Origin of the sequence: Yersinia sp. 2542 StPb PI (assembly GCF_048593855.1) — a bacterium.
Lineage (GTDB): Bacteria > Pseudomonadota > Gammaproteobacteria > Enterobacterales > Enterobacteriaceae > Yersinia > Yersinia enterocolitica_E.
On sequence record NZ_JAZGQA010000040.1, the window covers coordinates 17092 to 28153 of the forward strand.

An 11062-nucleotide genomic window follows, 5' to 3' on the forward strand; every position below is an offset into this window, starting at 1 on the left:
GTCCAGCCCCTTACGCTTAAGGGATCTGTTTGTTTATCTGTACATTAATTGTTTGTGGCTTTGCTGTCCCACCGAAACTCTGCACGCTGCTCTCACCAAACCAGTCACCTGATTGCGGATTGGCCGTACCATCTTGCGAGAGACGTGCCCGCACTTTCACCTGAGACAACGAAGAGAGCAAACGCTCTGGCATCATTGCATTACTGTCATCCAACGTTACTGATAACGGGAATCGGCTCACAGGCAGTTGTTTGACGGCAACCGGTACCGGGTTTGCTCCATCGGTTACCGATATAATCAGGGTTCCCTGCTGAGGTAATTTCTGAGCGGCATCAGAGGAGAGTGAAACCTCTATTCCCAGTGTAGCTGTTTCCTGCCCAGCCTGTGATTTGGCTTGCTGGATACTGCGTTTTATCACTTCTATGCGGGAATCGCCAGCAGGCAGCAATTTTAGCATAACTTCCCATGCACCAATGGCTTGTTTAAAGTCACCCTGCTCAAAAGCATTAAAAGCTAATAAACTCATGGCGCGCAGATTGGTATGATCCTGTCCAACCATCGTTCGCAACATCTGAGTTGCCAGCTGATTATCTTGTGGATCGTTGGAACGTGTCAGCACCTCAGCATAACCGAGTCTGACATCTTCATTATCGGGCGCAAGCTGATAAGCTTTAGCAAAAGCTTGGGTTGCGGTAGTGGCATTATTCAGTGCCATCCCCACCCGGCCAAGCATCATCCAATCATTGACGTTAGCAATATCTTGCTGCAAAGAAGTACGCAAGCCCAGCCCTAAACGTGCTACCTCTTCCATACTCAAAGGCTCCGCCCGCTCATTGGCAACTCTGGCACGTAATTCGGGCATTTGTGCAACAACCTGATGCCATGCCTGCACCTGAGCCAAACCACCGGTTTTTAGGTATAACCCCACGGCGACCACCACCAGTATCACCACCCCGGGCAGTAACACCCAGCGGTTAATCGGGCTTATCTCCTCATCCGGTTGTTGGGGGATATCTGTCAGCAGGTTTTGTTGCAGTTCCTGAATCAGTTCAGGTCGCTGTTCTACCACGCCTTGCGCTTCATCTTCTGCCAGTTCAGATAACCGATCCTGATAAATAGCCTTGTTCAATTCATCCCGGGTGGTCGTCGGTGAATCCGTGTCTTGCCGCATGGCAGGTATAACCAACAAGGCACCCGCGACCGCCAGCAAAATGATCACTATCAGCCAAAAAGCCATTATGGTTGTTTCCTGTTTGTCTTCGCGTGTTTAGTCGCGATGCTGTGTTGCACCACCGTCGATTTTTCCACACCGCGAGCATGTTCGGCGAGCAGATGGTGTAACCGTTGCTGTTCCTGCGCCGACAGTGGGGTCTCTTTCTCCACTCGTCGCCGTGCACGTAATATCACCACTACGGCCCCAAATAGCACAAACAGAGCCGGCCCCACCCACAGAATCAGCGTTGCAGCCGTCACCGGCGGCTCGTAAGTGACGAAGTTGCCGTAGCGGGCCACCATATAGTCAATGACTTGCTGTTTGGAATTACCCTGCTGCATCAGTTCATACACTTTGGCACGCATATCAGCAGCAATAATCGCGTTGGAGTCGGCAATGCTGTTGTTCTGACATTTAGGGCAGCGCAGTTGTTCGGTCAGTTCCCGATACTGCTGCTCTTGTGCCTCAGATTTAAAGGTGTAGGTATCGATGGCGGCAAACAAACTCCAACTCAGCATAAGGCCGAAGATCAGGCTTAGTAATCTCATGCGCCCCCCTGATACTTCTTATACAACGGCAGAATTTCTTGCAGCCAGACGCGATCGTTCAGATCACCGGCATGGCGATAACGGATAATACCCTGCCCGTCGATCAGAAAAGTTTCCGGCGCACCATAAACCCCCAGATCCAGCCCTAACATGCCATCACCATCATACAAACTCAGTGCGTAAGGATTACCCAGTGCATTGAGCCATTGCACCGCTTTGACACGATCATCTTTATAGTTCAAGCCCACCACACGGATGCCTTGGGCCGCCAGCTTATTCAGATATTGATGCTCAGCGCGGCACGTCGGACACCAGGTTGCCCAGACATTAAGTAACATCGGCTTACCATCATGTAATACTGCCTGATCAAAGGTTTTCCCCGGTTGCTCAAGCGATTCAAGCTTGAACGTTGGCACCGGTTTACCAATCAGCGCGGACTCCAACATCGTCGGATCCTCGCCATTAGCATTGCGAGTCAATTGCACTAAAAAGGCCACAACCAGCAGTAAAAACAGTACCAGCGGAATAAACATCAGCTTATTGAATGAAAAGTGAGATTTCATTATTCAGCCTCCGATGCAGCACTGCGCTTTAACTTTTTGCTCATCCGATAGCGCGGATCAAGCATGCAGAAGATGCCGCCGATAGCCATAAATACCCCACCGAACCAGATCCAGCGGACAAAAGGTTTGTAATACAAGCGCACCGCCCATGACCCGTCATCCAGTTCTTCACCCAGTGCGGCGTAGAGATCACGGCTGAAGCCACCATCAATAGCGGCTTCAGTCATCATAGAACGGGCCACACTGTAATAACGTTTCTCCGCATGTAAGGTGGCTTCAGGTTTACCATGACGGGTGACATCAATAATGCCAACACCGCCGGTATAGTTCGATCCTTTGATATCGTGAACATCGCGGAACACGAAGTGATAATCGTGAATATCGATGCTATCACCAGCCTTCATGCGTACATCACGCTCAACACTGTAATTTTGGCTAAAGGCAATACCGATCACCGTCACCGCCACACCCAAATGCCCCAACACCATGCCCCAGTGACTGCGAGATAAGTGCGTTAAACCACGCCAAAAACCATGGCGGTGAGTTGCTCGCTCATGCAACTCCATCAATGTCAGGATAATGACCCAGATAGACATCATCAAACCGACCACGGTCATACCGGCAATAGTGTCTTGCAGCAGCCAGGGTACCAATATCGACAACAACAAAGTGATGACCAGAGCCACACTGAGGCGTTTCCAGAGTTTGCTCGGCTCATCACGACGCCAACGCACTAACGGCCCGATCCCCATCAACAGTGCCATTGGGGCCATCAACCAGGTAAACATGGTATTAAAGAACGGTTCGCCGATTGAAATACTGCCCAGTCCCAGTTGCTTGTGCACCAATGGCAACAAAGTCCCCAGAAGCACCACCAACATTGCGGCGATCAGCAGCACATTATTACCGAGCAGGAAAGTCTCGCGTGAGAACACCTCATGCTGAGTACGGCTGCGCACTTGTGCGCCTTTAACTGCATACAGTAGCAATGAGCCACCGATAACAATCACCAGATAAGCCAGAATAAACATGCCACGAGCCGGATCAGAGGCAAAAGAGTGCACCGAAACCAATACGCCGGAACGCACCAGGAAGGTGCCCATTAGGCATAGAGAGAATGCCGTAATCGCCAGCAATACCGTCCACGCTTTGAATGTGCCACGTTTTTCGGTCACTGCCAGTGAGTGAATTAACGCCGTACCTGCCAGCCAAGGCATAAACGAGGCATTCTCAACCGGATCCCAGAACCACCAGCCGCCCCAGCCTAATTCATAATAGGCCCACGCCGAACCGAGCACGATCCCCATGGTCAGGAACACCCATGCCGCTTGAGTCCACGGCCGTGACCAGCGCGCCCAGGCACTATCAAGTCGGCCAGCCATTAAGGAAGCTATCGCGAAAGCAAAAGCTACCGAGAACCCCACATAACCCATATAAAGCAGTGGCGGATGGAAAATCAACCCGACATCCTGCAACAACGGATTTAAATCATTACCGTCAATTGGGAAGTCCGGCAAGGTGCGGGTAAACGGATTTGACGTCAGAATAATAAACAACAGGAAACCGCCGGTAATCATCCCCAGCACCGACAGTACTCGGGCTACCGCATCATCCGGCATTGAACGGCTAAAGAGCGCAACAGCCAGCGACCAGCAACTTAGCAGCAACACCCACAGCAGCAGCGATCCCTCATGTGCGCCCCAGGTCGCCGCAATACGATAATAAACCGGCAGGTGTGAATTTGAGTTCGCCGCCACATAGGAGACAGTGAAATCATTCACCACAAACGCATACACCAGACATATAAATGACAGTGCGATGGTAGCGAACATACCGTACGTCAAGGGTCTGCCAACCGCCATCATACGGGCATCTTGACGCGCAGCGCCCCATTGCGGATACAAACTCAGCAATAGCGAGATAGCCAGTGCCAGGCATAACAGAAAACTCCCCATTTCAGGCATCATGAGGCATTATCCTCACGCTTAGTGCTACTGTAAGCCTCTGCGGGACGGGTGTGGTTTTCTTTCATCGCCTCTTTTACTTCTGGTGGTGTGTATTTTTCATCATGCTTTGCCAGCACTTCTTTCGCATTTACCGTATTGCCCTCAGCGAATACACCTTGCGCTACCACCCCCTGCCCCTCGCGGAACAGGTCCGGTAAAATGCCGGTATAAGTGACGGTGATTGCGCCGCGCGCATCATAAACCTTGAAACTCATTTCCAGCGTCTTATCATCACGTTTCACCGACCCCGGCATCACCATGCCGCCGATACGTAAACGCTGACCTATTTCCGGCTTCTCGTGGCGCTCCCCTTTACCCTGCAAGATTTCGCCAGGGGTATAGAACAGATCGATATTGGCACGCAGTGCGTACAACACCAGAGTGGTGGTCAGACCGATACCGATCAAAACCACCATCACCAGATAGAGCCGACTTTTTCTACGTGGGTTCACTGCTGTTTCTCCTGCGAACGGACGGAATGCTGAGTCTGATTTGCCTGCCGAATGCGCAGTTCCCGCGCCTGACGACGCTGAATATCCGCTAATAATTGTTTGTGCTGCCACAGCGTATGTCCCCACAAACTAAGCAGAGACAGCAAAGTAACCGCCACCGCCAGCCAGACATAAAAGGCATAGCCGCCCATGGCGAAAAATGCCGCCCAAGAGTTAAAGGCCGGATTCATAGACGTGGCTCCTTACGCAATAGGGCGCTTACCCAAGGGCGATGGCGCTCTTGCTGCAAAATCAAGTTGCGCAGGCGCATTAATGTCAGAGTAATAAAGCACAACAAATAGCCAAAAATCGCCCAACGTAACGGCGAACGCATACTTGGATCAATGCTTTGTTGCATGTTAGTGGAACCTTGATGCAAGGTGTTCCACCACACCACGGAGAAATGAATGATTGGAATATTGACCACACCGACCAGCACCAAAATACCCGCAGCCCGCCCGGCCAACTTGCGGTCGTCAAATGCGTTATACAGCGCAATCACGCCAAGATAGAGGAATAGCAACACTAACTCAGAGGTCAATCGCGCATCCCAAATCCACCAGGTTCCCCACATCGGTTTACCCCAGGTAGAACCGGTGACCAAGGCAATAAAGGTAAACACCGCGCCGACCGGCGCCATGGCGGCTACGAGGTTATCAGACATTTTCATTTGCCAGACCAGGCCAACAAGTGCCGCAATCGCCATCGACATATAGATCCCCATCGACCAGATCGCCGCCGGAACATGCAAGTAAATGATACGGAAACTGTTGCCTTGCTGATAATCAGAGGGGGCGAAACCAAATCCCCACACCCAGCCCACCATCAAACAGACCACAGCAGCAATACCCAGCCACGGGACAAACCGACCACACAGCGTATAGAGCCGCTCGGGTTTAGCGAATTGATGAAACCATTTCCACATTTTTCATTGCTCACAGTAAAATTGGACAGGCATCACTCAGTGGCAATGCCGGCGCAGGGTACGGCGCACAATCTGCTCTGACTGCGTTGGCTACCGCGCTTAAGCTTCTGAAAATTCTTATATTTTAACTACAGGCTTCTTTTAAGAAATTGTTACCTTCTGAGTGGCATTCAACTGCTAGTTCACACTCACTCTCAATGCAGCGGCGGTGGCAAAAGGCGCAAGTGTTACACTCCCCGCGAGCATTGCCCCCAAAATCGCCAGATACCCATCAATCGGCAGTGACATAGAAGCCGCATCAATGGCCGCAGTAGCAAATATCAGCACCGGGATATACAGCGGCAACACCAATAAACTCAGCAGCACCCCTCCCTTGCGTAACCCCACCGTCAGTGCCACACCAATAGCCCCGATAAAACTTAAGGTTGGCGTCCCCAACAGCAGCGTGAGCGCCATGGCAATCGCGGTATTACTATCAAGAGACAGCAACAGAGCGACCAGCGGAGATAAAATAAGCAAAGGTAATCCGGTAACGACCCAGTGAGCACACACTTTGCCTAACACCGTGAGTGCCAGTGGCGCGGGTAATAACAACAACTGTTCAAGGGAGCCATCGTAGAAATCATCGCGAAATAGCCGCTCCAAAGAGAGTAACGATGCAAGCAATGCCGCCACCCAGACAATCCCCGGTGCAATACGCGCCAATAATTGCGGTTCTGGGCCTATCCCTAACGGAAACAGTGTGATGACAATCAGAAAAAACCAGAGCGGGTTAACTATCTCTGCCCCTTTTCTAAAGGCTATTTTTAATTCACGACGCAACACGCTGATAAACATTAATTCTCCTGCGTGTTGGTTAAACGGATTTTACGCACACTCTGACCAACATCGTTCAGATCCTGATGTGTGGTAAGCAGTACCATGCCACCGTTAGCTGCATGCTCAACAAACAGATCTAACAGGGTAGCAACCCCCTGCTTATCAATCGCGGTCAACGGTTCATCCAGAATCCATAGTGGAGCCTTGCTCAACCACAAACGGGCCAAGGCCACGCGCCGTTGCTGCCCAGCCGATAATTGAGATACCGGTAAATCTTCATAACCCACCAACCCGACCTGAGACAAAGCCTGCCAGATTGCGGCGCTATCGACCTTTTGTAACACCGACTGATAAAACGCCAGATTTTCAAAAGGCGTCAGTACCGACTTAACTCCCGGTTGATGGCCTAAAAACAATAAATCCTGATGATATTTAGCGCGATCTCGGCGAATATTCGCCCCCAACCAGCTCACCTGCCCTTCATCTGCATCGGCCAGTCCGGCTAAAATCCGCAACAGACTGGTTTTACCTGCACCATTTTGCCCCTCAACCTGCACTATCTCCCCAGCAGCCACACAAAAGCTTAACTGTTGGAACAAGCTTCGCTCATCTCGGATGCAGGTCAGGTTTTTAGCTTCCAACATGAAGGATTGGTTTCCATCGTAGGATTGTTGTTTCAGGAAAACCGAATGATAACATAAGGCTTAATCCTTACGTAGCGTGGGTCTAACCCTGACCCTACCCTTATAGAGGTATTATTCGGTATAAGATCAAATTTCTGTAGAAAAAACCAACAAGATTAACGTTTGGTTACTTTTCCCCCTCTTCTGATGGCTATTTTACTCCCCCCAACAAAGACCCACTAACAACTCACCATTAGCCCGAGAATAATAAATAGCGACTACGCTTATTATGTCTGCCTTCCCTTATTTTTTGTGTTCCAACCACCACAATTATTTATCTACCAACCGGGAAATCCCTATGAATGATGAAAAACTGTCGCAGAATAAGGGTGAATTGAAAGTGGAAAGTGAGGAACAAAAGCAGGGAAAAGAGATAGAAATAAATGAGAAGGAACTTCCCTCAAAAGCAGCCGCAATCCATGAATTGATCCGCCTCGAGGGGCAAAAAGAGTTAGAGCGCGACAGCTTTGCACTGCTGTGGTCCGCCATTGCTGCCGGCCTTTCAATGGGGGCATCGCTTATTGCCAAAGGCATTTTTCACGCAAAACTACCTGACTCACCGGCAAGTTTCCTGCTGGAGAATGTCGGTTATACCTTTGGTTTTATTATTGTCATTATGGCCCGCCAACAGCTATTTACCGAAAATACCGTGACCGCGGTACTGCCCATCATGCAAAAACCGAGTGGGCAAAACTTTCTTCTGTTATTTCGCCTATGGGGGTTGGTGCTACTGGGCAACCTTATCGGTACAGGAATTGCGGCCTATTCCTTTATCCATATGCCGGTGTTTGATGAGTCGACACGCGCATCATTTGTCACTCTGGCACAAGGGGTGATGGAGAATTCGCCATCTGAGATGTTTGCTAACGGCATATTTTCCGGTTGGATCATTGCCACTATGGTATGGATGATGCCATCAGCAGGAGGCGCTAAGATCTGGGTCATTTTCCTGATGACCTATTTAGTGGCGCTATGCGACCTTACCCATATTGTGGTTGGTTCGGTCGAAATCTTCTATCTGGTATTTAATGGCTCATTACCCTGGCAGCAATTTATTTATCCGTTCGCTATTCCAACATTGGCAGGCAACATTATAGGCGGTACTTTTATTTTTGCCTTGATAAGCCATGCGCAGATCCGCAGTGATATGACCCATCAACCGAAAAATGGTGATAAGGCAGCCAAAGACACTCAGCCCCCCTCTGAATAGCACCAACTTAACCACTGTGTTAACGTGATAATTTCGTACTAGCAAAGAGGTACAACTAATGCATTTCTCTTCGATCGAGGATATCAGAGCGGCTATTGATGGCATAGATTCGCAAATTGTCGCGTTAATCGCGCAACGGAGCCAATGTGTAAAAGCGGCCGCCGCATTTAAGCAGGATCAGAACGCAGTACGGGCGCCAGATCGGGTGCAGATGGTAATAGATCGTGTCACAGCAGAAGCCAGCAAAGCGGGATTAGCAGAAGAGATCATAGAGAAAGTTTACCGGACGATGATCAATGCTTTTATCGACTATGAACTTGAACAACATCGGCGCTTAGGGCAAAAGTAAGCGGGATTCAGTTATCACTGTTCCACTAACAGGTGGTAACAGGGTATACCGACAATTTTTAATAAAATCCCCTTAGTTCAGCCAATCATCCTTATATCATCTAAACCATAAAAAATGCCATCACGTGGCAGGATTCAAAGATGGCTACACCGATACACCCGTAATTATTTACCTGGGTTACTGGCCACCTGGCTATTCTTTAATGCGATAAAAAGTGTAAAATATGTGAACATCAATATAGCAGACTGTTATTTGTCACTTTTTTATATTTATTCAATTTAATTTCAAGAGGTTAACGTGCAGGATTTACCAAACTGTCCAAAATGTAGTTCTGAATTTACATGGCAAGAAGGTGAACAACTGAATTGCCCGGAGTGTGGTCATGAGTGGTCGGAAAATAGCCCTTCAGCCACCGGCCAGGACGACCTGGTGGTGCGCGATGCCAACGGTAATTTGTTGGCTGACGGTGACTCAGTAACTGTTGTTAAAGACCTGAAAGTAAAAGGCAGTTCTTCAACGCTGAAAATTGGCACCAAAGTGAAAGGCATCCGCCTGGTTGAAGGGGATCACAATATCGATTGTAAAATTGATGGGTTTGGTCCAATGAAGTTGAAATCAGAGTTCGTTAAGAAGAGTTGAGATTTTAATCAATGAGTTACCCCCAAATAGCGATTCTGACTCTGGGGGTTACCGCTGGTTGCGGAATTTCCCGGACACGAGTGGCGACTGCCTCGTGTCCTTAATTAAACTATTCACTTCTCACACGGAGCCAACATTCGGTTTTGTTAATGGCTTGCGGCGAAAAAACATTTTATAAGACTGGGTTGCACAAATAACACCCGCGATGACCAAAACAGCACCTGATAACTGCAATCCCGTAGGTAAAATATGATTAAAAATAGCTAATATCATGGTAAATACCGGTACGAGGTTGAAGAAAACAGCCGTGTTAGCCGCGCCTAAATTCTTAATACCCACATTCCAGAATAAATAGGCCAATACCGACCCTGCAATTCCCATGTAAATTAATGCGCCATGATTAAATGCAGAAATATTATACAATCCACTGAATGTACCTTCAGTGTAATAAGCAAACATAACGATACCTAACGTACCAAACAGCATCGTAAAACTGGTTATTTGCAAGGGGGTAGCACCTACAGTGTATTTACGGCAGCCAACAGTATAAGCAGCCCATGCAATATTCCCAAGTAAGATAATCATATCCCCTTGATTAAACTCCATATTAAGTAGGTTACTAATAGAACCTTTACTGATAACCAATAAAACACCTAATAAACTGATCAGCATGCCGACACATTGTACCCGTGATATTTTCTGCCTTTCACAAAGAGTGAAAAGAAGCGCAGTTGTAATTGGCGAGGTGGCCATAATAAGCGCGCCATTTATCGGCGTAGTGGTTTGTAATCCAATAAAGAAAGCCAAATTAAAACCTGTAATACCGCAAAGACCCAGCAAGACAAATGCCAGATAATTCTTTTTCAGGACAATCCAGCTATTTCTTTCTCGTAACAAAAGTACCGCTAATATAGTGACACTAGCAATAACAAACCTCTCAGTTGCAGCTAACAGAGGAGAAACGTGGTTGACAATTAATGCTGCGACATTAAAATTCGATCCCCAGAAAAAAGTGGAGAGGACAACACAAAGCAAAACAAGATATTTATTCATCTGACTATCTCCAAAGTACTGCGTCAAGAACAATAGAAGATGCAAGTGCATTTTTGGATGTTTTCAATAAATAACTGACCGTGTCAGCAACATCAGAGGCCGCAAGCATTCTCTTCTTTTGTTCCCTTGAAATATTAATATGGTCATCCATTAGCTCTCTAAATGACGTATCAACTTTATCCAATATAATACTTGTTACTTTAATCCCTAATGGTTTGCAATATTCTCGTAACCCATCAGTCATACCTTGAACTGCATATTTAGAAACAGAATATGCATACATATCTTTGTTTCCTCTGGTACCCCATACTGATGACATATTTATTATTTGTGCTGAAGGGCTATTAATCAGTACCGGCAACAGCGAGCGAGTCAGATAAAAATAACCATTCACATTAACATCAAATGTATTTTTCCATTCTAAATCCGTAGTGGTTAGTGGACTACTGAAATAGGCAATACCTGCAACATTTATAAGTACATCAATAGAACTCATAACCTCTAAAGCATTTAAAACAGCCTGTTCTACTGCTCCCCGCTGAGTAACATCCAACTGAATAAAG

The 11062-nt window shown here is 47.9% G+C and carries 14 protein-coding genes; 3 read left to right on the forward strand and 11 right to left on the reverse strand.

Annotated features, from left to right (window positions below; genetic code table 11):
* Window positions 1-16 precede the first annotated feature (16 nt).
* From ccmI to ccmA, 9 genes are all read right to left on the reverse strand, one after another.
* Complete coding sequence (ccmI, locus tag V1952_RS07430) at window positions 17-1237, reverse strand: c-type cytochrome biogenesis protein CcmI (protein WP_420071307.1); 1221 nt, start codon at window positions 1235-1237, stop codon at window positions 17-19.
* On the reverse strand, window positions 1237-1761 hold the full coding sequence (locus V1952_RS07435; RefSeq protein ID WP_372559512.1) for a cytochrome c-type biogenesis protein: 525 nt from the start codon (window positions 1759-1761) through the stop codon (window positions 1237-1239). The genes ccmI and V1952_RS07435 overlap by 1 nt, the downstream gene beginning before the upstream one ends.
* A complete protein-coding gene (locus V1952_RS07440; RefSeq protein WP_083158204.1) occupies window positions 1758-2324 on the reverse strand; it encodes a DsbE family thiol:disulfide interchange protein in 567 nt (188 codons plus the stop codon). The genes V1952_RS07435 and V1952_RS07440 overlap by 4 nt, the downstream gene beginning before the upstream one ends.
* A complete protein-coding gene (locus V1952_RS07445; RefSeq protein WP_372559513.1) occupies window positions 2324-4291 on the reverse strand; it encodes a heme lyase CcmF/NrfE family subunit in 1968 nt (655 codons plus the stop codon). Before V1952_RS07445 ends, V1952_RS07440 begins: the two co-directional genes overlap by 1 nt.
* Complete coding sequence (ccmE, locus tag V1952_RS07450; RefSeq protein ID WP_420074550.1) at window positions 4288-4782, reverse strand: cytochrome c maturation protein CcmE; 495 nt, start codon at window positions 4780-4782, stop codon at window positions 4288-4290. Before ccmE ends, V1952_RS07445 begins: the two co-directional genes overlap by 4 nt.
* Complete coding sequence (ccmD, locus tag V1952_RS07455; protein WP_372559515.1) at window positions 4779-5012, reverse strand: heme exporter protein CcmD; 234 nt, start codon at window positions 5010-5012, stop codon at window positions 4779-4781. The genes ccmE and ccmD overlap by 4 nt, the downstream gene beginning before the upstream one ends.
* The gene (locus tag V1952_RS07460) at window positions 5009-5746 is read right to left on the reverse strand and encodes a heme ABC transporter permease (protein ID WP_420074551.1); all 738 of its coding nucleotides are present in this window, start codon (window positions 5744-5746) and stop codon (window positions 5009-5011) included. Before V1952_RS07460 ends, ccmD begins: the two co-directional genes overlap by 4 nt.
* 177 nt (window positions 5747-5923) lie before the next feature.
* Window positions 5924-6583 (reverse strand): heme exporter protein CcmB, encoded by a 660-nt coding sequence (gene ccmB, locus V1952_RS07465; protein ID WP_420074552.1) that lies wholly within the window; start codon window positions 6581-6583, stop codon window positions 5924-5926.
* On the reverse strand, window positions 6583-7209 hold the full coding sequence (ccmA, locus tag V1952_RS07470; protein WP_420074553.1) for a cytochrome c biogenesis heme-transporting ATPase CcmA: 627 nt from the start codon (window positions 7207-7209) through the stop codon (window positions 6583-6585). The genes ccmB and ccmA overlap by 1 nt, the downstream gene beginning before the upstream one ends.
* A 337-nt stretch (window positions 7210-7546) precedes the next feature.
* On the opposite strand from ccmA, the gene V1952_RS07475 reads away from it, so the two are divergent.
* From V1952_RS07475 to V1952_RS07485, 3 genes are all read left to right on the forward strand, one after another.
* The gene (locus V1952_RS07475; RefSeq protein ID WP_420074554.1) at window positions 7547-8458 is read left to right on the forward strand and encodes a formate/nitrite transporter family protein; all 912 of its coding nucleotides are present in this window, start codon (window positions 7547-7549) and stop codon (window positions 8456-8458) included.
* A 58-nt stretch (window positions 8459-8516) separates the two neighbouring features.
* On the forward strand, window positions 8517-8807 hold the full coding sequence (locus V1952_RS07480) for a chorismate mutase (protein ID WP_083158196.1): 291 nt from the start codon (window positions 8517-8519) through the stop codon (window positions 8805-8807).
* Between the two features lie 297 nt (window positions 8808-9104).
* Window positions 9105-9446, forward strand: coding sequence for a zinc ribbon domain-containing protein YjdM (locus V1952_RS07485; protein WP_083158195.1), 342 nt, complete (start codon window positions 9105-9107; stop codon window positions 9444-9446).
* 120 nt (window positions 9447-9566) lie between these two features.
* Here the strand turns inward: V1952_RS07485 and V1952_RS07490 are convergent, their stop codons facing one another.
* Both V1952_RS07490 and V1952_RS07495 read right to left on the reverse strand, forming a co-directional pair.
* The gene (locus tag V1952_RS07490) at window positions 9567-10499 is read right to left on the reverse strand and encodes a DMT family transporter (RefSeq protein WP_420074555.1); all 933 of its coding nucleotides are present in this window, start codon (window positions 10497-10499) and stop codon (window positions 9567-9569) included.
* A gap of 4 nt (window positions 10500-10503) precedes the next feature.
* The coding region (locus V1952_RS07495; protein WP_420074556.1) for an SDR family oxidoreductase at window positions 10504-11062 on the reverse strand (559 nt) is incomplete at its 5' end.

Excerpts from the sequence above, each read along its gene's own strand:
- ccmI (WP_420071307.1), bottom strand. The coding sequence starts at position 1,237 with ATGGCTTTTTGGCTGATAGTGATCATTTTGCTGGCGGTCGCGGGTGCC.
- V1952_RS07435 (WP_372559512.1), bottom strand. The coding sequence starts at position 1,761 with ATGAGATTACTAAGCCTGATCTTCGGCCTTATGCTGAGTTGGAGTTTG.
- V1952_RS07440 (WP_083158204.1), bottom strand. The coding sequence starts at position 2,324 with ATGAAATCTCACTTTTCATTCAATAAGCTGATGTTTATTCCGCTGGTA.
- V1952_RS07445 (WP_372559513.1), bottom strand. The coding sequence starts at position 4,291 with ATGATGCCTGAAATGGGGAGTTTTCTGTTATGCCTGGCACTGGCTATC.
- ccmD (WP_372559515.1), bottom strand. The coding sequence starts at position 5,012 with ATGAATCCGGCCTTTAACTCTTGGGCGGCATTTTTCGCCATGGGCGGC.
- V1952_RS07460 (WP_420074551.1), bottom strand. The coding sequence starts at position 5,746 with ATGTGGAAATGGTTTCATCAATTCGCTAAACCCGAGCGGCTCTATACG.
- ccmB (WP_420074552.1), bottom strand. The coding sequence starts at position 6,583 with ATGTTTATCAGCGTGTTGCGTCGTGAATTAAAAATAGCCTTTAGAAAA.
- ccmA (WP_420074553.1), bottom strand. The coding sequence starts at position 7,209 with ATGTTGGAAGCTAAAAACCTGACCTGCATCCGAGATGAGCGAAGCTTG.
- V1952_RS07475 (WP_420074554.1), top strand. The coding sequence starts at position 7,547 with ATGAATGATGAAAAACTGTCGCAGAATAAGGGTGAATTGAAAGTGGAA.
- V1952_RS07480 (WP_083158196.1), top strand. The coding sequence starts at position 8,517 with ATGCATTTCTCTTCGATCGAGGATATCAGAGCGGCTATTGATGGCATA.
- V1952_RS07490 (WP_420074555.1), bottom strand. The coding sequence starts at position 10,499 with ATGAATAAATATCTTGTTTTGCTTTGTGTTGTCCTCTCCACTTTTTTC.